At 73.5% G+C, this 22,168-nt stretch carries 15 protein-coding genes; 2 read left to right on the forward strand and 13 right to left on the reverse strand.

Annotated features, from left to right (window positions below):
- Position 1 precedes the first annotated feature (1 nt).
- Both OG206_RS21570 and OG206_RS21575 read left to right on the forward strand, forming a co-directional pair.
- The gene (locus tag OG206_RS21570; RefSeq protein ID WP_327118518.1) at positions 2-424 is read left to right on the forward strand and encodes an acyl-CoA thioesterase; all 423 of its coding nucleotides are present in this window, start codon (positions 2-4) and stop codon (positions 422-424) included.
- Complete coding sequence (locus OG206_RS21575) at positions 421-1,119, forward strand: hypothetical protein (protein ID WP_327118520.1); 699 nt, start codon at positions 421-423, stop codon at positions 1,117-1,119. The genes OG206_RS21570 and OG206_RS21575 overlap by 4 nt, the downstream gene beginning before the upstream one ends.
- 22 nt (positions 1,120-1,141) lie before the next feature.
- Here the strand turns inward: OG206_RS21575 and OG206_RS21580 are convergent, their stop codons facing one another.
- The 13 genes from OG206_RS21580 to OG206_RS21640 form a co-directional block, all read right to left on the reverse strand.
- Positions 1,142-2,098 (reverse strand): ABC transporter ATP-binding protein, encoded by a 957-nt coding sequence (locus OG206_RS21580; RefSeq protein WP_327118522.1) that lies wholly within the window; start codon positions 2,096-2,098, stop codon positions 1,142-1,144.
- Complete coding sequence (locus tag OG206_RS21585) at positions 2,095-4,869, reverse strand: FtsX-like permease family protein (RefSeq protein WP_327118524.1); 2,775 nt, start codon at positions 4,867-4,869, stop codon at positions 2,095-2,097. Before OG206_RS21585 ends, OG206_RS21580 begins: the two co-directional genes overlap by 4 nt.
- Position 4,870: 1 nt before the next feature.
- Positions 4,871-8,200, reverse strand: a complete 3,330-nt coding sequence (locus OG206_RS21590) for an ABC transporter permease (RefSeq protein ID WP_327118526.1) — start codon at positions 8,198-8,200, stop codon at positions 4,871-4,873.
- Between the two features lie 214 nt (positions 8,201-8,414).
- A complete protein-coding gene (locus OG206_RS21595; protein WP_327118528.1) occupies positions 8,415-8,819 on the reverse strand; it encodes a globin in 405 nt (134 codons plus the stop codon).
- Positions 8,820-8,918: 99 nt separating this feature from the next.
- Entirely contained in the window at positions 8,919-10,208 is a 1,290-nt protein-coding gene (locus tag OG206_RS21600; RefSeq protein ID WP_327118529.1) for an FHA domain-containing protein, read from the reverse strand.
- Positions 10,209-10,315: 107 nt separating this feature from the next.
- Entirely contained in the window at positions 10,316-11,677 is a 1,362-nt protein-coding gene (locus OG206_RS21605; protein ID WP_327118531.1) for a vWA domain-containing protein, read from the reverse strand.
- A 129-nt stretch (positions 11,678-11,806) separates the two neighbouring features.
- Positions 11,807-13,168, reverse strand: coding sequence for a protein phosphatase 2C domain-containing protein (locus OG206_RS21610; protein ID WP_327118533.1), 1,362 nt, complete (start codon positions 13,166-13,168; stop codon positions 11,807-11,809).
- Positions 13,169-13,170: 2 nt separating this feature from the next.
- Entirely contained in the window at positions 13,171-15,894 is a 2,724-nt protein-coding gene (locus OG206_RS21615) for a serine/threonine-protein kinase (RefSeq protein ID WP_327118535.1), read from the reverse strand.
- Positions 15,891-17,228: a hypothetical protein gene (locus OG206_RS21620; protein WP_327118537.1), complete on the reverse strand. Its 1,338-nt coding sequence runs from the start codon at positions 17,226-17,228 to the stop codon at positions 15,891-15,893. The genes OG206_RS21615 and OG206_RS21620 overlap by 4 nt, the downstream gene beginning before the upstream one ends.
- A gap of 44 nt (positions 17,229-17,272) precedes the next feature.
- Positions 17,273-18,307: a glutamate ABC transporter substrate-binding protein gene (locus OG206_RS21625; RefSeq protein ID WP_327118539.1), complete on the reverse strand. Its 1,035-nt coding sequence runs from the start codon at positions 18,305-18,307 to the stop codon at positions 17,273-17,275.
- A gap of 11 nt (positions 18,308-18,318) precedes the next feature.
- Entirely contained in the window at positions 18,319-19,644 is a 1,326-nt protein-coding gene (locus OG206_RS21630; RefSeq protein ID WP_327118541.1) for a hypothetical protein, read from the reverse strand.
- 293 nt (positions 19,645-19,937) lie between these two features.
- On the reverse strand, positions 19,938-20,912 hold the full coding sequence (locus OG206_RS21635) for an N-acetylglucosamine kinase (RefSeq protein ID WP_327118543.1): 975 nt from the start codon (positions 20,910-20,912) through the stop codon (positions 19,938-19,940).
- Complete coding sequence (locus OG206_RS21640; protein ID WP_327118545.1) at positions 20,903-22,168, reverse strand: 6-phospho-beta-glucosidase; 1,266 nt, start codon at positions 22,166-22,168, stop codon at positions 20,903-20,905. Before OG206_RS21640 ends, OG206_RS21635 begins: the two co-directional genes overlap by 10 nt.

Genomic DNA, 22,168 nt, shown 5'->3' on the forward strand with positions numbered 1-22,168 from the left:
CTTGGCCCGTCACATCTACAGCTGCCCGCTGCGCTGGTCGGACATGGATGCCTTCGGCCACGTGAACAACGTGGTCTTCCTCCGCTACCTGGAGGAGGCGCGCATCGACTTCATGTTCCGGCTGGCGCCGGGGGACGGTTCGCCGTCCTTCTCGGGCGGCTCCGTCGTGGCCCGGCACGAGATCGACTACGTGCGCCCGCTGGTCCACCGGCACGCGCCGGTGACCATCGAGTCCTGGGTCACGAAGATAACCGCCGCGTCGCTCACCATCGCCTACGAGGTGAAGGACCCGGACCAGGTCTACGTACGGGCGTCGACGGTCGTCGTGCCGTACAACCTGGCGGAGGAGCGGCCGCGGCGGATCACGGCCGAGGAGAAGCACTTCCTGCAGGAGTACCTCGACCAGGAGCCCGCCGTCGTATGACAGTGCCTGTACGGTCGCTGCGGTTCGCCGACGCGAGGGAGGCGGCGGACCTCGCCGCCTTCCTCGGAAGGCTGCTGCACTACGACCGGGCCGCCGCCGTCCGCCTCCAGGCGGGCGGCGGCGCGCTCGCGGTCTTCGGCCGGCCGCCGTCGTTCGAGGTCCTCGCGATCCGTACGGTCCGGCTGTCCGGGACGCACGACTTCGACGTCACCGTGTCGGCAGGGGAACTCCTCGAAGCGCTGGACACGGGCGGGGCGGACGACGGTGCCGCCGGTGTCGGCTCCCTGCCGGTGCCCGTGACCGGGCCGCCCTGGGCCGGGGTGCTGCCGCCGCGTGGCGGCTGGCGGGAGCGCACCGGGCTGCCCGGGCCGGTCGACCTGCGCACCGCGCTCGCCGACGCCGTGGCCGAGTTCCGGTCACGCGACGCGGCGCTTCCGGAGGAGCGGCGCACCAGGACGGAGCGCGACCTCATCGGCCGCGACATCTGGTCCCGGACGGTCGGGGAGACGGAGCTCCCGCTGCGTGCCGTGCACGCCGCCCAGTCGCTCGGTTTCCTGCGCGCGGCGGCGGGCTTCCCCGTCGCGCTGCTCACCACCGGTTCGTGGATGCGGCTGCGCACACCGTACGGCTCGATCGCCGTGCGGGGCACGGGCGGTGGCCTCGGCACCCTCGCCGTGACCGTCGGGACGGTCTGAGCCCTCCCTCCCGCCCCCGGGCCTACTCCTTCGGCGCGTCCGGCCACACCCCGATGTGGTCCCGCTCCAGTTCGAGCATCACCCGGTGCTCCATCCCCAGCGCCTCGGTGTAGTCCGCCGGGAGCTGCAGCCGGCCCGCCCGGTCGAGCATCGCGTACTCCCGTGCCACCTGGGACTCCTGCCCCGTCGCGGCATCCACCTCGGTGCGCCGGAGGACCTCGGACGACGTGCGGCCGTCCCGGATCGCGACCGTGCGGCGTACCTCGCTCGCCACGGCCTGGTCGTGGGTCACGATCACGATCGTCGTACCGAGTTCCTCGTTGGCCCGGCGGAACGCGGCGAACACCTGCTCGCCCGTCGCCGAGTCCAGCTCACCGGTCGGTTCGTCGGCGAGCAGCACCGAGGGGTTGTTGGCCAGGGCCACCGCGATCGCCACCCGCTGCTGCTGCCCGCCGGACATCTGGGCGGGGCGGCGGTCCCGGCAGTCCGCGACCTCCAGCATCTCCAGCAACGACTCGGCGCGCGCGGCCCGTTCGCGGTTCCGGCCGCCCCCGCGCAGCTGCATCGGGAGCGTGATGTTCTGGGCGGCGGTCAGATACGACAGCAGATTGCGGGAGGTCTGCTGCCAGACGAAGCCGACGACGTCGCGCCGGTAGCGCAGCCGTTCCTTCGGCCCCATCGAGAGCAGATCGCAGCCCGCCACCTTCGCCGATCCCGCGGTGGGGACGTCCAGGCCGGCCAGAATGTTCATCAGGGTCGACTTGCCGCTCCCCGAGGCCCCGACCAGCGCCATCAACTCGCCCTTGGTGACCAGCAGATCGAGTCCCTGGAGCGCCTGCACCTCCACCCCGTCCGCGGAGAAGATGCGGACCAGCCGGTCGCAGGCGATCAGGGAGTCGTGTCCGTACGACGGCCGGTCACGGCGCGCCGCCGCCCGCTGTTCCAGTTCCGCCAGGGTGGTCTCTGTCGACGATGTCACCGGGTGTCTCCTGCCCTGAGTTCCTTGATCGATCCGCGGCGGCTCGCCCACCACGCCTGGACGCCGGCCACGGCGCCGGCGAGGACGACCACGCCCAGCGCCGGGAGCGCCAGTGAGCGCGGGTCCGCCCGCAGCGAGACGGCGTGCGCCTCTCCAGGAGCCCCGCCCGCCAGCGCCAGCGCCGCCAGGTCGATGCCCGGTGCCAGCAGGGCGATGGTCGCCCAGCCGACGAGGAGCCCGCCGAACGCGGCCAGCAGCGCCTGCGGCATCGCCTCGAACGCGAGCAGCCGCCGGCCCTGCCGGGTGGTGAGCCCCATGGTGCGCAGCCGGGCCAGGAGCGTGGTGCGTTCCGGCGCGGTCTGCAGCAGGGAGAGAAGCACGGCGAGCAGCGCGTATCCGGCGCCCGCCGCGACAGCCGCCCCGTAGATCTGTTCGGCGCCCGCCTGCATCGGGGTGTCCACGAACACCCCGCGCTCGACGGCCCGTATCCGTACCGCGTACTCCGGACCCGCCGCGCGCGCCGCCGCCCGCAGCTGGGCCTGATCGAGAGAGGACCCGGTGACCAGCAGGGTGGTGGGCCTGCCCATGGCGGGCGCCGCCGAGTCGACGATCAGGAACTCGGAGTCGCTGACCGCGGACGTCCGGGGGAGGACGGCGGCCACCCGCACGCTGATGTCCCCGGCCTGGGACCGGACGGTGTGCGGCCGGTCCCCGAGCCGCCGGGCGAGTGCGGGCGAGGCCACCGCGGGGAGCGCCTCGTCCCTGCCCCGGCCGCCGCCCGACAGCGCGTCCGTGGGGAAGGCGGGCAGCCCGGTGTCGCGGGCCAGCCGTGCGTAGGAGCCGGGCTCGACACCGATCAGGGTCACGCGCTTCGTGTCCGACCTGACGTCCGCGGACGCCGCCAGCGGGGTCGTGTACTCGATGCGGACGGCCGCGACGCCCTCGGCGCCGTCCACCGCCCGCACCCGGCGCACGACCGCGTCCGGGACCGGCTTGAGCGCTCCCTCACCGCTGATCCTCGCGTCCGCGCCGACCGCCCGCAGCGCGGCGGCGTCACGCGCGTCGGCGACGCCGGCGAGGACCGAGCCGCCGAAGGCCGCCGTGGTCAGCGCGACCAGGAGGGCCAGCAGGGGCAGGGTTCCGCTCGACGAGGCGCGGCCGGCGCGGGCCAAGGACAGGAAGCCGACCGCACCGCGCAGCCGCGCCACGGGGCGGGACGCCAGCCGCAGCGGCAGGGGGTACAGGCGTACCAGCACGAGGGCCGCGATCAGGCCCACCAGGACCGGGGCGGCACTGATCAGGAGGTCGGTCCCCGACCCCGTCGACGTACCCCGGCGGCGCAGCGCGGCGACCGCGCCGACCGTCAGGACGAGCAGGGTCAGCTCGGCGACCGTGCGCCGTCGCGAGGGCCGGGCGTTCACCATGTCGTCGCGCGCCCCGTGGAGCAGCGGCCTGCGGTGCTGCAGCGTGGTGCGGAGCGGCAGCACCACACAGACCAGCGCCGCGACGGCGCAGGCTCCCACCGCGGCGGGCAGGAACCGTGCCTCCGGGACGAGCAGCACGGCAAGGAGAAGTCCGAGTGCCGCCGCCGGCAGCACGGTCACGGAGGTCTCGGCGAGCAGCCGCCCGCCGATGCCCCGCAGCGACCCGCCGCGCGAGCGCAGCAGGGCGAGTTCGTGGTGACGTCGGGCCCCGATCAGCCCACCGGTCATCAGCAGGACGACGGCGGCCACCGCGCCGATCCCGATCGCGGCGACCGTGACGACGGAGTCGATCGCGGCACGCATCGCCAGGTGGGCGCCGGCGATGGCGTCCAGGTCGGTGGTGAGCGTGGTGTTCGGGCCGGCGATGTCGCGCAGCTTCAGGAGCCCGGGGCCGTTCTCCATCACGGCCACGGACGTTCCCAGGCGGGACGCGTCGGCCGCGGTGAGATCAGAGGCGTCCGGGGCGAAACGCCAGTACAGCTCGGGCTCGCTCATGGTCGCCAGCAGCGCGGGCGCGGCGTCCGAGGGCAGCAGCAGCGTGGCCCTCCAGTAGAAGACAGGCGTCGGCGACCCCGGGTCCCTGACCAGGGAGGGGGCGCGGAGCAACGGGTCCACCGCCCAGTAGCCGCTCTTCGGCCGCAGCGGCGTGACGATGCCGGTGATCCGTACGGTGAGCGGTGTTCCGCGCGTGGTGGGCACGGAGATCGTGGAGCCCGGTTTCATCCGCAGCTCCGCCGCGGTCTCCGTGGTGACGGCGGCCTCGACCTCGCGGGACTCCTGCGTCACCTCGCCGTGCACGGCCGGCCAGCGCCCCGACCGCAGGGTGCTGTGCTCGGGGAGCGCCGAGGGCGCCGCGTAGGTGAACTGCGGCGGCACCGCGTCGGGGCGCGGCAGCCAGGGCTCCTGCGCGACGACGGGTGTCGTCGTGTGCACCCCGTACGAGGAGCGAGGCACGTCCGCACGCAGGGGCGCGGGGAACGTCCTCGCCAGCGCCCGGTCCGCCTCGGACAGCGCGTCCTCGCGCATCGCGCGCTCCCGGACCGACGGGGCCTGCCCGAGCGCCGGCGGTGGTGTCGTCACCTCCAGGACGCTCTGCCCGGGCTGGGCGTCGGTGATGTCGTGGCGCAGCGCCTTCGTCTCGTAGGCGTCCACCGCACGCGGGAACGCGGCGGCGAGGAAGGCCGTCAGCAGGACCAGGACCGCCAGGGCGGCGGAGATCCCGGGGGCGGTACGCAGCCGTGTGCGCACCCAGGGGGCGCAGGCGGCCTGAATCTTCTTGGCGTTCATGTCAGTTGTCCCCCTGGTGGCGCAGCGACACCGCGGGATCGGCGCGGCGCAGTGTGATCGCCGCGACGAACAGCAGCGGCAGCGCGGCGACCGAGACCAGCAGGACGGCGACCTGACCGGCGGGCAGCAGCACCTGCACGTCGGGCACCGGCCTGGCCGCCTGCCCGGTGAGTACGACGAGGGGCACGACGGCTCTGGTCAGCACGGCCCCGAGGGCGAACCCGATCAGCAACGCCAGGGTGATCAGCACCCCCTGCTCGGCGGCCATCATCCGGGCCAGACGGCGGCGGGGCGCGCCCAGTGCCCGCAGTACGGCGAACTCGGCGGCCCGCTCCCGCTGCGAACCGACGAGCCCCACGGCGAATCCGACCGCGGCCAGGGCGGCGGCCACGACGGCGGCCGCCAGCAGCGCGGACTGCGGCCCGGCCCCCAGCGGATCGTCGGCGAGTTCCCGCGCCACCTCGTCCCGCACCCGCACCTGCGCCGGGTCCGTGTCCGGCAGCGCGCGCAGCTCCGCCGCCACCTGCGGGCCGCCGCCGGGTGCGGTGCTCAGCCACCACTCGGTGGGGGCGAGTGTGGCCCCCGACCGGTGGGCGAGCACCTCGGACACGGCTCTGAGGTCCAGCAGAAGGGCCCCTCCGGGCTTGACCGACGCGTCGGTCCCGGCACCCTCGGCGACAGCCGTGGCCGCGCCCGGGCCGGTGGTCGGCAGCTGCTGCACCGACTTCACCAGGGTCACCCGGACCGTGTTGCCCGCCAGGGTGAGGTCGACCTCCTGCCCCTGCTCGGCGCCCGCGTACTTCAGATACGCCTCCGTGGCCACCGCCTTCAGTGCCGGCGCCGCAGGACGGTCAGCGGTGATGCGCAGGGTGCCGACCGGCTCACCCGCCCAGAATCCACCGTCCTCCGTGTCGGCACCGGTGCCGTAGCGGAACGCGGGGGACGAGCCCGACCCGGTGACCGCCTCGGCCTTCTCGCCCGGGCGGGTCTCACCGGCCTCGGTCACGGTCGCGGCGGCGTGCCAGCGCACCCCGTCCGAGGCCGGCACCGGCCGCTCGACGCCCCCGCTGGTGAGCGCGCGCATCCTCGTGACGGAGACCAGACGGTCCGCCGGCCCCTCCGGCACCTGGCTGTCCACCTCGAAGCCCGTCACCGCCAGTTGGCCCGACGCGGACACGGGGAAGGACTTCGGGTGGATACGCCCGTCGGCGGGGACGGTTCCGGCACCCACCCGGTAGCCGATCCCGTAACGGTCCTCCAGCAGCACACTCACCAGCGGCGCCGCCCGGGACGGGGACGCCCCGCCGGCCGCCGAAGTGTCGCCGATCCGCAGGTCGAACAGCACCCGCGTGCTGCCCTCGGGCAGGACGACCCCCGTCCGCACGGATCTCGGTGGTGCCACCGCGTCGAAGAGCTTCCGCGGCGACGTCGTCCCCGAGAGGTCCTCGCGCATCAGCAGCCGCTCGTCCGCGTGCGCGGTGTCCAGGGCGAGTATCTCGGCCGTCCGGCCGCCGGACAGGTCGGCCGTCGTGCGGTACGCCGGGGCTGCCTGGCGCACCCCCGGCAACTCCGAGTACGGGGCGGCGTTCGCCGGGTCGCCGGAAAGCCCGCCCACCATGCGCACCGACGCACCCGACCTGAAGTCCGCCTGGTCGTCCTGCGACCGGTCCCACGACGCGCTCTGCCCGATGGCCAGCATGCCCATCGCGACCGAGAGGACCAGCAGCAGCACCGGCCCCGCGCCGCGCAGCGGACGACGGCTGAACTGCCATCCGGCCAGGGCCGCCGACAGCCCCCGGCCGCTCGCGGCACGACGCTCCGCGAGCCTGGCGGCGGGCGGGAGCAGCCGCAGCGTCAGCACGGTCCCGGCGAGCAGGGCCAGTGCGGGAGCGGCGACCAGCAGCGGGTCGATGCCGAGTTCGCCGCCGCGGTCCCCGCTGAGCGCGCCACCGCCGGACGCCCCGGTCTGCCGGTCCAGCTGCCAGTACGCCACTCCCGCGATCAGCAGCAGCCCGATGTCGGCGCCCGCCCGCACCGGAACGGGCAGCGCGGATCCGCGGCCCGTGCGACGGCCGCTCCCACCGGCGGCGAGCGCGGGTGCGACGACCGCGAGCGCGCACATCAGTGCCACGGCGGCGGCCACCAGCCAGACCGTGCCGTCCACCCCGCCGTCGAGCCGCAGCCCGATCCGGCCGAGCTCGCTCCGCCGCGCCAGCAGCCGGGTCAGCGGCCCGGCGAGCAGCGGAGCGACGACGGCGGCGGGCACCGCCAGGAGCAGCGCCTCGATCGCGGCGAGGGAAGCGATACGGCCCCGCGAACCGCCCCTGGCCCGGAGGAGTTCCGTCTCGCCGCCACGTTCGCTGCTCAGCAGCCTGGCCACGAGGAGCAGCGCGTAACCGGCGAGCAGGACGAGCTGGACGGCGACGATCATGATCGTGGAGCGGGACACCAGCAGCGCCCGCTCGATCTGGTCGATGACGGTCGGCAGCGAGGTGCGCACCGCCGGTCCGTCCCCGAACATCCCGGAAGCGGCAAGGGCCTTGGGCCCGTCCGTCGAGGCCTTGCGCAGGGCCTCGGTCCGGCCTGTGGTCACCGTGCCGAAGTCCGCGGCGGCCACCCACGACAGCGGACCGGCACTGACACGGGCGGAACCGACCACGGCCGGGTCCGCCAGCAGCGGGCCGTAGGTGGTGAAGACGACCTCGCGGACACCGCGCCCGCCGAGCGGGTCCAGCCGCCAGTAGGGGTCGGCCAGGTCGGACGCCTCGTAGAGCCCGGTGATCTCGACCTTCAGCGGAGTCCCGCCCACCCGGTCGGTCAGGGTGAGCGTGGAGCCCGGCTTCAGTTTCAGGGCCTCGGCCGCGGCACGCGGCAGCGCCACCTGCACCGGGGTGTCCGCCGCACCGGCCCCGGCATCGGGCATGCGCCCCGCCGTGAGGCGCACCCTGCTGCGGTCCAGCGAGGCGAGATGTGTCAGATCGGGCTCGCCACGCTGCTCGGCTGCCGTCTGAAGAGCGCGCGGCAGTGCGTACGGGCCCGAACTCTCCAGCTTCCGCACGGTCACGGGCAGCCCGTCGAACGTGTCGCCGGCCGCCCGCCGCACCAGGGCGTCGGCCTCGTCGCGCCGCTCACGGTCCACGTCGGCGGAGACGAAGAGGGAGGCCTGCTCCGCGGAGCGGTGCGTCAGCGTGTGCCGCAGCGCGGCGTCGCCTATGGAACCGGAGAACGCGGTGAGTGAGGCCAGTACACAGGTGGTGAGCAGGACGGCCAGCAGTGCTGCGGCGAGCAGGAGCCGGTGCGCGCGCACCCGCAGAAAGACGAACCCTGTCACCTGTTCCCCCGCACCCTCAGCAGCCGTACGCCTCTCACGCCCCCGGCGTCCCTTGGATGCTTTCAGAGTGCACGGGCTCCTGGAAACCGCTTGTGGCCGCAACTTGATGGGATCGTGACCGTTATGCGGCTATCAAGCACCGAATTCCGCACGCGACTGATCGGGCCGGCTCCGGATCGGGCCGCCGTGTCGCACGCGACCGATCAGCTCCGGATCAGTCGGCCGTGTTGATCATCGAGGCCGCGGCGTAGGTGAGGTAGTCCCACAACTGACGCTCGTGCTCGGGCGTCAGGCCGAGTTCGTCGAGCGCCACACGCATGTGCCCGAGCCAGGCATCGTGCGCCGCCCTGTCCACCCGGAACGGGACGTGCCGCATCCGCAGCCGGGGATGGCCCCGCTCGTCGCTGTAGGTGCGCGGACCGCCCCAGTACTGCATGAGGAACAGCCTGAAGCGCTCCTCGGCCGGCCCGAGATCCGCCTCCGGGTACATCGGGCGCAGCAGCGGGTCCTCCGCGACGCCCTGGTAGAAGCGGTGCACCAGGCGCCGGAAGGTGTCCTCGCCGCCGACCTGCTCGTAGAAGGTCTGCTCCTGAAGCGTGTCGCGCGGAATCTCTGTCACAGGTCCATCGTCGCAGACGCGCGCGCCCGTCGGCCGGTGACCGGGGTCCTAGGACCCCGGTCCTCCGCCGGAGGGCGTCACGCGCCCGGGGCCGCAGGATCAGTCGCGGCGGACCGTGATGGTCGTCCACGCCCCGACGTGCACCTGGTCGCCGTCCTGGAGCGGGACGGGGACATAGGGCTGGATCGGGTCCTCGGCGCCGTTCAGCGTGGTGCCGTTGGTGGAGTTCTGGTCGACGACCGCCCACGTGCCGTCGGGCTGCTGCACCAGCACCGCGTGCTGGTGCGAGACGCCCGGGTCCTCCGGCGGCACGGCCAGGTCGATGTCGGGTGACTCACCGGTGCTGTGCCGGCGGCGGCCGATGGTGATCTGGCCGCCGGTGAGCGGAAGATGCTGCTCCGGCGAGTACGCGGGCAGATTGAGGCCGGTCGCCTCGGGCCCGCTGCGCTGCATCATCGCCAGGAAGTAGTCGCGGTCCGGGGCGATGACCGCCGTCCAGGTGCCCGGCCCCTGCTCAGGGCCGCCCTGTGCGGGGCCCTGGCCGGGGAACTGCTGCTGCGGGACCTGCGGCGGCCGAGGTGCCTGGGGGCCCTGCGGGCTCTGCTGGAACCCCTGAGGGACCTGCTGCCGCGAGGGCGGTGGCAGCATCCAGTCGTCGTCGCCACCGGGCTGCGGAGCCTGCGGCTGCGCGGGAGCGGGCGGCGCCGACTGCTGCTGGAAGGACGGCGACGGCGGCGGCCCCTGGCGGTGCGGCTCGAACGGGGACGGAGCACCGGACGGATTCTGCGTACCAGGACCCCGGCCGCCCTCCTGCCCGTCGAACGGGGACGGTGACGGCGGCTGCTGTCCCTGCCGCTCGAACGGCGACGGCGACTGCTGCTGGAAGGAGGGCGGAGGCGGCGGCCCCTGCCGGAACGAGGGCGGCGGACCGGGCCGGCCGCCCTGCTCGGGGGAGAGCGGTTCCGCGGGCCGGTTCACCTGCGAGGGCCGCGAACCCTGGTACTCGAAGGGGTCGCGCTGCTGCTGGGGCGGCGGGCCCTGCTGGGCCTGGAAGCCCGGCGGCAGGTTCAGGCCGGGCACGGGGCCGCCTGCACCGCCCTGCGGTGCGAGCGGGGTGTAGGACGTCGCCGTGTTCGTGAGGAAGTTCCAGCGGCACTCCTCGCAGAACGGCGCCATCGGCTCACGCGGGGTGCGGCACTGCGGGCAGAGCTCGGCCTGGACGGTCGGCTCGCCGGTCCCGGGCCGCTGCGGATAGCCGTAGCCGGGCGCGGGCGGCGGAGGAGGCGGCGTAACCGCGCCCGAGGGCGCGTCCGTCCCGGTCATGCGATGTCCGCAGACCTCGCACCAGTCCTCGGAACCCGACTGGTGTCCGTTCGGGCAGGTCGGCATGTCGGCGCTTCCCCCTCTCCTCGTCCGGCCCGGAGGCCGCCATGCTCGTCGGTGCGCCGTACGGCCGGTCGGCCTTCCGTACGGTTCTGTCGTTGTCGTTCGTGTGGCTATTTCTTGACACGAACAGTCTTGGTCGAGCGCGTTTCGAGTGTCATCTCGTCCGCTTCTGCGACCCTCGCCTTCAGTCGCACAGTACCGGTCGCCGCGTCGACGACGTCGACCACCTTCGAAAGCAGTTTCGCGGTATCGGCGTTTCCGGATGCCGAGGCGAGCTGTACGGCTCGGCCCAGTTTCGCCGTGGCGCCGTCGAAGTCTCCCGATTTGCGCGCATCCAGTCCCTGCTGGATGGCGTGTGCCAGTTCAGCCTGTCCTGTGTAGTGCGCCACCTGGGGGTTGATCGACGTGGACGCGGCCATGTCGTCCGTCCAGACGGCGCGCACCAGACCCTGCGAAAGCGTCCGCGGAGTGCCGCCGCCGGGCGGGGGCGGCAGGATCAGCGAGACCCTGGCGGCCAGCATCTCCTGGCCGATCCCGGCCTCCGGAACCCTGACGCACACGTGGTAGTCACGGGATTCGTCGCCCCAGGAGCCGGTGGGGTAGTCCCCCGCGCGCGGCCCGGCCTCGGTCCGGCGGCCGGTCAGGTCGGCGAGCGTCGGCGCGACCTGCTTGACGAACGCGATCTCCACGCCGACGGGCGTCCAGAGCCGCAGCGCCACGTCCGCGACCTCCTTGCCCATCGCGTTCCCGATCATCCGCGTGAAGTCACCGGCGAGACCCGCCGGGTCGGCGACGATGTCCGCCGTGCCGAGCAGGGCGGAGGCGATCGCTGTGACCTCCTTCACCTCCCAGTCGGTGCCCACACCTCTCGCGTCACAGGTGAAACGGCCCGCGCAGGACTCCAGAGCGGCCCCCAGGTCCTCCGGGGACTCGTGCTCGTTGCGGCCGTCGGTGAGGAGGATGCCGTGCCGGATGCCGACGTCGGCCGACCCGAGCAGCCGGTCCGCGAGCCGCAGCCAGCTCCCGACGGCGGTCCCGCCTCCCGCGCTCAGCCGGCGCAGGGCCTCCTTGGCCTCGGCCTTGGTCCGCGGACCGGCGGTCGCCAGCTGTCCGTTGCCCGGGTAGACGTCCTTCGCGACGTGGGTGCCCGCGACCACGGCGAACCGGGTGCCGTCGCGCAGGGTGTCGATCGCCGCCGCGGTCGCGTCGCGGGCGTTGCGCATCTTCGTCGGCGGGTAGTCCATCGACCCCGAGCAGTCCACCATGAGCACCACGGCTGCGCCGGGCCCCGCTCCGGCGGAGTCCCTCGGCGCCGGTACCGCGTCGCCCAGCGGCACCCCGCCGGTCGTCCCCCCGCCGGTGGACGTGACGGTCACGATCGCGTTGACCTCACGGCCGCCCTCGGGCAGGTACGCGTTCTGGTACACCTCGACGGAGAACTTCGGCACGTTCGACTTGGAGAAGTTGGCCATCTGATCGGCTCCTTGAGGCTCCACGTATGTCGGTCGGGGACAGTCGTTCGGGCAGGGCTCAGGACGTGGGACGGTAATGGCGTACGGACAGGACGGATCACCGGACCCGCCGGGCGGACCGAGCGTGGCTCAGGCCGATCCTGCCCCCGCGGGCACCACGGCGAACGGCAGCAGCGCCACTGTTACGTTGTCGTGGCCCCCGCCGTCGAGCGCGTGACCCACCAGCACCTGGGCACCGTGCAGCGGCCGTTCGCGGGCGTCGTGCGGCAGGGCCGCGGCCATCTCCGCCGCGGCCTCCGCGTAGTTCCACAGGCCGTCGGTGCACACCACGACCAGTCCGGGCCGGTCCGGCTTGAAGGACGCGGTGTGCGGCTCCAGTTCGTAGGCGTCGGCGCCGAGCCAGCCCGTGATGGCGTGGGCGCGCTCGTCGGCGTACGCCTCCGCCTCGTTCATCAGGCCGGTCGCCACCATCTGCGCCGCCCAGGAGTCGTCCTCCGTGAGCCGGGCCGGCGGGTGGGAGCGGTCCTCCGGCACCCAGTAGACACGGCTGTCGCCCACCCAGCCGACGACCAGCAGACCACCCGCCGCGATCGCGCCGACCAGGGTGCAGGCAGGGGCGTTCTGGTGGCGGTGCTGATCGTGCTCCAGCGCCTGACCGGGTTCCTGAGCGAGGGCGTTGACGGCCTCGGAGGCCGCCAGGATCGCCTCGTGCATCGCCTGCTGCGGATGCGTGCCGCGCGGCAGCGACTCCAGCAGGGCCTCGTTGGCGGCGCTCGCCGCCGCGGCGGACGCCTCGTCCGGCCGGCTCGCCGACGAGACGCCGTCGCACACGATGGCCACCACGGCCTGCGAACCGTCCGGCAGGCCGGTGCAGGACACCGCGAACGCGTCCTCGTTCCGGTGGTGCCGCAGCCCCCGGTCGCTGACCGCCGCAACGGCGCCGAGCTCCTGCTCCATGTGGTCGCGTTCGCGGGGCTGGGCGTGGCCGCAGTTCTCGCAGTAGCCGTCCGTATCCACATGACCCGAGCGGCAGGCCACGCAGACCTTCACGACCGCGCCCCCGGCGGTCGCGTGCTCGACCGTGCGGGGGTCGGGCGCGGCGAGCTCGAAGTCGGCCGCCCCGCCGCCGCGTTCGACACCGCATTCGCCGTCGGGGTTGCCCGGCTCGTCGTGGCGGACGGCCGCCGGTGCCGAGGCGGCCAGGGGCCGGCCGCCCGAGTCCACCCCCGGCAGGTCGGCCGGGCGGTGCGTGGGCGCCGGCAGGTCGGAGCTGTCGGTCTCGGAGGCGGCCGGCCACTCCACCGGAGCATCCGCCCCGGTCGCCGCGCCCTGTGCCGGCACCGTGATGGCGACGGTGGGGCGGTCGCCGGGGGGAGCGGGCACGGCCGAGAGGTCGTATCCGCACGCCCCGCAGAACAGGTCGCCCGTCTCCAGCGGTTCCTCGCAGCTGGGGCACCCCGGCAAGGAGGCCCGCTGGTGGATCTGTGACATCTTCACACCCAGGTCCGGGGGCGGAAACGGTTGGCCCGCTCCACCAGTTCGATCCTCTCGTCGCCCCGCTGAGCGAGCCGGGCGAGTATCCGGTACGAGCGTTCGAGGCCGAACCTGAGGCCCCGCTCGTCCAGCTCGCTGCCGAGCACCGTCCTCGGGCCCGCGGCTGCGGGCGAGGACGGAGCGGCCGGCCGAGCCGTGGGACTACCGGAGAGTACCCAGTCGAGCGCCGTACCCAGTACCTCGGTCGACAACTGCTCGCGGCGCACCGCGTCCAGGCCGTACCCCTGCAACGCCGTCACCTGCTCAGCGGCCGCCGACAGGTCGTCGAGCAGTGGCTCGTGGGGTGCGCGCTCGCGCAGTCGGGCGCGCACCGCGGCCACCCGGGCCGCCGTGTAGTGGATCGACGACTCCGGTACGGACTCCAGGGTGCGTACCGCTCCTGTGCGGTCCCCGGCGGCGATCTGGACCCGGGCCAGGCCGAACGCGGCGCTGACGAAGCTCGGATCCGTCATCCACACCAACCGGTAGTACTCCGCCGCGTTGTCGAGCTGGCCCAGCACCTCGGCGCAGATCCCCAGGGCCAGCTTCGGAGCGGGCTCTCCCGGGAAGGCGTCGTAGACCGCGTCGAAGGACAGCGCCGCGTTCTCCCGGTCACCGGTCACCAGGGACGTGATCCCGCGGTACCACACGACCCGCCAGTCGTCGGGGTGCTGCCTCTCCACCGCCGTCAGGGCCGCCACGGCGGCGTCGAGTTCGCTCATCTCCAGGCGGGCGCGGAGCTCCCGGAGCCGGGTCTCCGGCGAGGCCGCCGGCACGGAGTGCAGTGCCGAGATCAGCTCGGCCGGGGCCGACGCCATCACCCCGGCCAGGAATCCCGCGTTCGGGTCGTTCGGATCGACCCGGGGGACGGGGAGGGCCAGCGAGGTGGCCCGCGCGTCGAACACGACGAGCCGGGGGCCGGCGCCCGGGTACCCGACGGGGAGCGGCACGGGGTCCGGGACCGGTGCGCGCGGGGCCGGTACGGCGGCCCGTGCCGGTGCGGCGCCGGTCGTGGCCCCCCGTACGTGGGTGTCGGGCGAGTACACCGGAGCCGCGCCCGGGGAAGCACCCTGCGGGACAGCGGGGGCGAGCGGCGGGGGAAAGGCGGGGGCCGGAGCGGGTGCGGGAGGCACCGGGGCCGGCGGGCGGCGCCGTCCGGAGCGGCCCCGCCCGGCGGCCGGGGCCCGCCGGGCGCCGAGCGCGGAGGCGTCGCCCGCCGGCTCGGCGAACAACTCGGTGTCCGTCACCCGCACTTCCGTCCCGAAGAGCGTCGAGAGCGCCGGGCGCGGCCTGCCCGTCTGCAGCGCGACGACCTCCCGCAGGACACCCGTCAGCTGCTCGGCCATCTCACCGGCGGAGGAGAAGCGGCGGGCCGGGTCCGGGTCGGTGGCCCGCACGAGCAGCCGGTAGAAGGACTCGTACCGCCGGAACACGTCGATGTTGTCCGGGGCGGGCAGCGAGTCCACGAAGACGTTCGTGTAGCCCTGGAAGTCGAAGGTGAGGACCGCGAGCGTCCGGGCGACCGTATACAGGTCGGAGGCGACGGACGGGCCGGTCTCCGCGACCTCGGGGGCCTGGTAGCCGACGGTCCCGTAGATGGCCGACTCGTCGTCGTCCATCCTGCGCACCGCGCCCATGTCGATGAGCTTGAGCTGGCCCTCGGTCTGGATGGCGTTGTCGACCTTGAAGTCGCAGTAGAGCAGGTTGCGGCTGTGCAGATGGCCGAGCGCCTCCAGCGCCTCGATGCCGTACGCGCAGGCCTGTTCCACCGGCAGCGGGTCCCGCTTCCCGGCCGGAGTGCGGCGCTCGTTGGCGATCTCCTTGAGCGCCTTGCCGCCGACGTACTCCATGACGATGTAGCCGTCCAGCGAACCGGTGCGCTGGTCCAGGTGTTCCACGAAGTTGTAGATGCGGACGATGTTGGAGTGTTCGATCTCCGCGAGGAAGCGCCGTTCGGAGATGGCAGCCGCCATGGCGTCCTGATCACCGGTGTCCAGGAGGCCCTTGAGCACCACCCAGCGGTCGGAGACCGCACGGTCCACCGCGAGATAGACCCAGCCGAGCCCGCCGTGCGCCAGGCAGCCCGCCACCTCGTACTGCCCGTGCACGATGTCGCCGCCGCGCAGCTTGGGCACGAAGGAGTACGGATGGCCGCACTTGGTGCAGAACCCCTCCGTGCGGCCGGCCCGTTCGCCGCGGGAGCGGCCCACCGGGGCGCCGCAGTCGGACCGCGAGCAGAATCGCTTCCTCTCGGGGACCTCCGGATTCTCCATCACCGCCGTACGCGGATCGGGCCTCGGCACGTCCGGGACGAGGACGAGTCCCACGCCCAGCCTGCCGCGCCCGGAAGCGGACGCCGTCGAGGACCCCGAGGAGCGGACGGACACCGAAGGTGAGGTGGAGGAACCGGACAGCGAGCGGGAGAGCCGCCCGGAGACCGAACGCCGGGAGGGCGACGAGCCGGACGACGCCCGCGCCGACGCCCGCGAGCCGGTCCGCTGCGAGGTGCTGCCGCTCCCGCGGCCGCCGGCCCTGCCGCCGCCCGCGATACCCGTGGGCGGTGAACTCACCATGCCTGTCGGGGACACGACCGGTGCGAGGCCGCACGTGTCGCAGTACAGCTCACCGCCGCCCATGTCCTCGTAACCGCCCTCGCACCCGGGGCGCTGGCACTGCGCACTCATGATGTCTCCCCCTGTCCGTCGTGCCCGCCCCGGGAGCGCGGTGTCAGCAGATCGGTCGCGGCCTGCTGATAGCGCAGCACCGCCTGTCCGGCGACCCGCAGATCGCACGGGGCGCTCCACAGCATCCGGCGGGCCGCGTCGTACCGCTCGATGAGCAGCGGATCCTCCGCCAGGCCGTGCCGGGCCACCTTCGCCCGGTAGGCGTCCAGCCTGCCGCGCAGTTCCGCCCGCACCGCGAGCGGCGCCGTGACGGACGTCAGCGACTCCCGGGCGCGCATCAACTCGTCCTCCGCCTCGCGCTCCAGCGAGTCGAGCAGCGGTGACAGCCGGTTCCACTGGGCGTGCCTGCGGTACTCCGACGCGGCCGCCAGCCGTTCGTGCAGCGCGGTGGGCGGGCCGCTCACCGCGGGCACCTCCGAGGCGGCGATCTTCGCCAGCACCTCACCGCGCGCCGAACGCGCCTCGGTGAGCGTACGGTTCGCGCGCGACAGCAGGTCACGCACCTGGGCCAGGCGCTGCTCGGCGTCCTGCCGGACCGCGAGCACCGCCTCGATCTCCCGGCGCACGTCCTCCAGAGCACGGGCCGCCCGGTCGTAGCGCGTGGTGTCGGGACGCCCTCCGCCGGGCGCGGCACTGCCCGGAGCCGGCACCCAGAAGGCCAGCGGATCGGAGATCACCTGCGCCCGCAGCGCGGTCAGTTCCTCGGCGATCGACACCAGGTCGTCCCCGGCCGGATGCTCCCCGGGACGCACACCGACGGAGTGTGCGAGCGACCCGGTGCGGCGCAGCTCGGCGGCCAGCAGGTCTATCCGGGCGGGCAGCGCCGACCACACGGAGTCCGACGAGAGGACCATGTCCAGCGCATGGGCGTACAGGTCGTTCATCCGGGCGACCAGCTCCTCCAGCGTGAACCGCTCGGAGAGCCGGGCAGGACCGGTGAGCGAGGCGCCCGGGCCGGAGGCTCCCTGGTTCGCCACGGTCACGCCGTCGCCGCGCAGCAGGTCGGTCAGGGCCATCAGGTCGCTCCTGCCCGGATAGCGGCGCCTGGCCCGGATCTCACGGGCCGAGGCGAGTGCCCCTGCATAGGCCTCGAAGTACGTCCACAGCAGCGTGATCGACTGCTCGGCGGAGGCCCAGCGCTCCTTGGTGACACCGGTCAGACCGGCGCCCTCCAGGAGCCGGCGGCCGGCATGTTCCTCCAGGGCGAAGAGCGAGGTCTCGATGGCCTCGTGCTCCGCGCCGAGCCGGGCCAGCGTACGGTCCGCCTCGTCCCGGCCCATGACCGGGCCGGGGGGCCTCCCCGCGAAGCTGGGGAAGGATCCCGCCACGCCCATCGATCACCTCTCCGCTCGATTCGCCGGGCCGGGGCCCGGACTGGTCAGTTGCTCCGGTACTTCGGCGCCGGGGGTCCGGTGATGCCCGGCAGGCCCGTCGCCAGCCACTTGCGGTACGACACCATCCAGGGGCTGTCCGTCCCGCCCTGGCGGTAGTCGACCAGCACCTTGTTGACCCGCGCCACCAGGTCGTCGGCGCCGAGCTTGGCGGCGACGCCGTAGTACTCGGTGGTGAACGGCTTGTCACCCTTGAGTTCGACCGCCGGGTCCTGCGCCGCCTGGCCGGCCGCCAGCGCGTTGTCCGTGACCACCGCGTCGACCTCGCCCAGTTGCAGCCGGACCAGGCAGTCCAGCTGGTTGGGCACGGTCAGCCGGTCGGGGTCCCGCGCCGTGCCCTCGTGCTCGTCCTCGAACACCGCGCCGTAGGACCTCTCGTTCAGCGCGTCGTTCGCCGTGGAACCCTCGGCCGTGCAGACCCGCTTCCCCTTCAGCGAGTCGTCGTACCCGCTGATGTCCGAGTCCTTCGGGGCCAGCACCTGCTGACCGGCCTGGAAGTAGGCCGTGGAGAACGCGACCTGGTCGAGACGCTTGCAGTTGATCGTCATCGTCCGCACGACGACGTCGACCCGGTCGTGCTCCAGCGCCGCGATGCGCTGGTTGGTCGGTATGGCCCGGAAGATCACCGCGTCGGGATCGCCGAGTACGTCCTCGGCGATGGCCCGCACCAGGTCGATGTCGAACCCCTCGAGCGTGCCGCTCTCCGGATTGCGGTACCCCCACCGGAAGCTGTTCTGGTCGACACCGGCTATCAGTTTCCCGCGCTCGCGGATCTTCGCGATGTTCGGGCCGTCGGCACCCGAAGGGGGGAGGCTCGCCTCCGGGTCCTCACAGGTGTCGGCCTGCAGCGGCACCGTCGAGGTGGCGCCGTGTCCGGCACCCGCGGCGCCGAACGTCCCGTCGCCGTGCGCGAGCGGCAGCAGGGTGAGGCAGGCAGTGACGGCGCAGGCCACCGCCATGCCCGTCACGCCGCCCCAGCCGCGCATCCTGCCGCGTGCGGCCCAGCCTTTCGCCCCGGTCATCGCTCGTCCCCTCACCGGTACTCCGAGAGCCTGCGGTTGACCCCGACGATCGCGGCGACCGCACCCAGTACGGCGAGGACGGCGGCCCCGATCGGCAGCCCGCCCAGCGCCCCGCGCCCGCTCCTGGCCGCGGCGTCGAACTCGCCCTGCTCATGGGCGAGCGCCTGCCGCAGCGCATCGTCGACCCGCTCGAAGCACTCACCCGTGGAGCCCTTCGGACCGATGATCTGCTTCAGCGCACCGTCGTAGTCGCCCCGGTCGTCCGTCGTCCGGGCCTCTTTGTGGCGGTCCTGCCACTCGGACACACTGCTGACGGCACTCGCCACCGGCCTGCTCCCACTGGAGTCGTCGGCGAGCTCCTCCGCGCTCACGAGCTGCGCGGCGAGGGCCTTCATACCCGTGCCGAAGTCGGTCTCGTACTTGTCCCGCGTGCCGTCCGGGGTGAGCACCGCGCCCCGGGCTACCAGCGTGAGGTTCTCGTTGGCCCGTGCCTTCAGGGAGTTGATCCTGGCCTTGTTCAGGACGTCGAGGGATTCCTGACCGTGGACCATCGCGTCGCGCATCTCGGCCCTGGCCACCGTGTGTCCCACGGCCAGCCACAGCAGCACCACCGTCGCCGCCGCCGTCGCGGCGAGCAGCCCGTGATTGAGGACGCGGTTCGTCCTGCGGTAGTTGCGCCGCTGCATCCACACCAGCGCGGCCAGCGTCACGATCCCCGCGGCCAGCGAGAGGAACGGCCACCTGCGGGCGTCGGACGTGTCGGTGCCGAGACTGGCGGTCTCCGCGGCGTACAACCGCTCGGCCGCGGGGAGGAGTTCGTTCGTCATCTTCTGGTTGGCGTACCGGAGATAGGCGCCGCCGAGCGGAAGCCCCTGCCGGTTGTTGGCCCGCGCCCGCTCCACCAGCCCGGTGTACTCGGGCAGCAGCTCTCCCAGGGTGGTGATCTCCCGGTGCGAGGACGTCGAGGCGTCGGTGCTCGCCGCCGCCTTCACCAGGAGCCTGGAGGCCTCCTTGATGTCCCTCTCGTACTGCTCGTGCACGTCCTTCGGCTCCTGAGCCCCCGCCAGGAAACCGCTCGCCGCCATCGTGTCCGCGTCCGCCAGCGAACGGTAGATGTCCGCCGCGTCCGCGCTGAGCGGCTGGCTGCGGGTCACCACGTCGTGCGCGGCCTCGGCCCGGGCCGCGATCTCCAGGTACGTGACCGCGCCGAACACCACGACCAGCAGAGCGAGTACGGCGCCGTAGATCTGCAGCCGGCCCGGTTCGGTCGTCGCCGCGGAGCGCAGCCGGTCGACGGCGACGACCCGGGCAGCACGGCGCGGCGCGGGTACGGTCATGGGCGCTGCCTGCGGCCCCGGCGCGGGCTCCCGTGGTGCGGCCCCGTTCGGCGGGTATGTCACTTGACCTCCCCCTCGGTCACTGACGACGGCCCCGGCCCCCTGCCGAGGAGGACTGGTGCCCGGCCAGAAGTATGGCCGCACGAAACGGTATTCACCAGGAACAACTGGATCCGCACCGGATCGATCTCCCCCACCATGAACACGTATGGCGCGCCGGATCGGTTCCCGTGCGGAAGGGGCGTCACGCGGCGCCGAAGCCGCGTGACGCCCCCACCTGTGGTGCCATTGTGTCAGGCGTAGTACGAGCGCAGCCTCCCGTGGGCCGCCGGGGGCGCCGCCACATGGTCGAGGCCGAGCAACGCGGCCCCCAGTACCGGGGGCTGGGCGACCACCCGTACCACCGCCTCGGGCGCGCGCTCGGCGAGCAGTGCCGCGATCCGGTCGTCCAGCCGGGGGTGCCGTGCAGCGAGCACGCTGCCCCCCAGCACCACCGGTACCTCCTCCGCGAGCAGGCCGAGCCGGCCCAGCGCGACGGACGCCATGGCGACGACCTCGTCCGCCAGGCGGTCCACCAGGGCGCCCGCCACCGCGTCCCCGGCGGCGCTCGTCGCGAACAGCACCGGAGTCAGCTCGTGGCGGCGCCCGTCGGGGATCAGCCCTCGGTGCAGCGCCTCGATCAGCTCGTACATCGATCCGAGCCCGAAGTGCCCCGGCAGCGCGCGGGCCAGTTCCGTCGGCTCCCCGCGGCCGTCCTCGGCCCGCGCGGCGAACCACAGCGCCTCGTCCGCGAGCCCCGAACCCCCGCCCCAGTCACCCGATATGCGCCCGATCGCCGGGAAGCGGGCGGTGCGGCCGTCGGGCACCATGCCCACGCAGTTGATCCCGGCGCCGCACACGACGGCCACCCCGCGCGGCTCGTCCACCCCGGCGCGCAGGATCGCGAAGGTGTCGTTGCGCACCTCCACCGTGCCGCCCCACCCGCGCCGCAGCAGAGCCTCGGCCAGCTCGGCCTCCTCGACGGGGAGATCGGCGTTCGCCAGGCACGCCGACACGTGCGCCACGCCCGCGACGTCCTCCTCGCACAGCGCGAGCGCCCGCCCGACCACCGCCGCCAGGATGTCGACGGCCGGCTCCACCCCCACGACCGGCGGCTGGAAGCCACCGCCGCGCGCCGTGGACAGGACCGAGCCGTTCTCGCCGATCAGTGCCACATCGGTCTTGCTGTTCCCCGCGTCGATGGCGAGGACCGATGCGTTCACGCCCACGCCAGGTGCTCCCGGTTGTGCGCGATCAGCCGGTCCGTGAGGGCTTCGGCGTACTCGAACTGGCCCACGAGCGGATGCGAGAGCAGCGCTTTGAACACCCGGTCCCGGCCGCCGCGCAGTGCCGCGTCCAGCGCCAGGTCCTCGTAGGCCGTGACGGACCCGATGAGCCCCGCGTAGAGGGGGTCGAGCGCGGGGACCGCGAGCGGGACGGCGCCCGTGCCGTCGACACGCGCCTGTGTCTCGATCACCGCGTCGTCCGGGAGGAACGGCAGCGTGCCGTTGTTGTACGTGTTGACCACCTGCACCGCGGAACCGCTCCCGCCGAGCAGGGAGGCCGCCAGGTCCACGGCCGCCTCCGAGTAGTAGGCGCCGCCGCGCTTGGCGAGCAGTTCCGGCTTCTCGTCCAGCGCCGGATCGCCGTACATGGCCAGGAGTTCCCTCTCCATGGCGGCGACCTCCACCGCCCGGGACGGCTTCGTGCCGAGCTCCCGGACGACCTCGTCGTGCGCGTAGAAGTACCGCAGGTAGTACGAGGGGACGACACCGAGCCGGTCCACGAGCTGCCGGGGCATGCGCAGGTCGCCCGCGATCGTGTCGCCGTGCTCGGCCAGCAGCTTCGGCAGGACGTCCTCGCCGTCCGGGCCGCCGAGGCGCACCCCGAGCTCCCACGAGAGGTGGTTGAGACCGACGTGGTCGAGGTGCACCTCACGCGGAGCGACGTCCAGCAGCCGTGCGAACTTCCGCTGGAAGCCGATCGCGACGTTGCACAGCCCCACTGCCTTGTGACCGGCCTGGAGCAGAGCCCGGGTCACGATCCCCACCGGGTTGGTGAAGTCGATGATCCACGCGTCCGGGTTGGCGCGCCTGACCCGCTCGGCGATGTCCAGGACCACCGGCACCGTGCGCATCGCCTTGGCGAGACCTCCGGCCCCGGTGGTCTCCTGGCCGACGCAGCCGCACTCCAGCGGCCAGGTCTCGTCCTGGTTCCGGGCGGCCTGCCCGCCGACACGCAGTTGGAGCAGCACCGCGTCCGCGCCCTCCACCCCCGCGTCCAGGTCGGCCGTGGTGGTGATCCGCCCCGGGTGGCCCTGCTTGGCGAAGATCCGCCGCGCCAGACCGCCGACGAGCTCCAGCCGGTGGGCCGCCGGGTCGACGAGCACCAGCTCCTCGATGGGCAGGGTGTCCCGCAGACGTGCGAAACCGTCGATCAGTTCGGGTGTGTAGGTGGACCCGCCACCCACTACTGCGAGCTTCAT

The organism is Streptomyces sp. NBC_01341, from assembly GCF_035946055.1.
Taxonomy (GTDB): Bacteria; Actinomycetota; Actinomycetes; order Streptomycetales; family Streptomycetaceae; genus Streptomyces.

Excerpts from the sequence above, each read along its gene's own strand:
- OG206_RS21615 (WP_327118535.1), bottom strand. The coding sequence starts at position 15,894 with ATGAGTGCGCAGTGCCAGCGCCCCGGGTGCGAGGGCGGTTACGAGGAC.
- OG206_RS21600 (WP_327118529.1), bottom strand. The coding sequence starts at position 10,208 with ATGCCGACCTGCCCGAACGGACACCAGTCGGGTTCCGAGGACTGGTGC.
- OG206_RS21575 (WP_327118520.1), top strand. The coding sequence starts at position 421 with ATGACAGTGCCTGTACGGTCGCTGCGGTTCGCCGACGCGAGGGAGGCG.
- OG206_RS21610 (WP_327118533.1), bottom strand. The coding sequence starts at position 13,168 with ATGTCACAGATCCACCAGCGGGCCTCCTTGCCGGGGTGCCCCAGCTGC.
- OG206_RS21640 (WP_327118545.1), bottom strand. The coding sequence starts at position 22,168 with ATGAAGCTCGCAGTAGTGGGTGGCGGGTCCACCTACACACCCGAACTG.
- OG206_RS21605 (WP_327118531.1), bottom strand. The coding sequence starts at position 11,677 with ATGGCCAACTTCTCCAAGTCGAACGTGCCGAAGTTCTCCGTCGAGGTG.
- OG206_RS21620 (WP_327118537.1), bottom strand. The coding sequence starts at position 17,228 with ATGGGCGTGGCGGGATCCTTCCCCAGCTTCGCGGGGAGGCCCCCCGGC.
- OG206_RS21625 (WP_327118539.1), bottom strand. The coding sequence starts at position 18,307 with ATGACCGGGGCGAAAGGCTGGGCCGCACGCGGCAGGATGCGCGGCTGG.
- OG206_RS21585 (WP_327118524.1), bottom strand. The coding sequence starts at position 4,869 with ATGAACGCCAAGAAGATTCAGGCCGCCTGCGCCCCCTGGGTGCGCACA.
- OG206_RS21630 (WP_327118541.1), bottom strand. The coding sequence starts at position 19,644 with ATGACCGTACCCGCGCCGCGCCGTGCTGCCCGGGTCGTCGCCGTCGAC.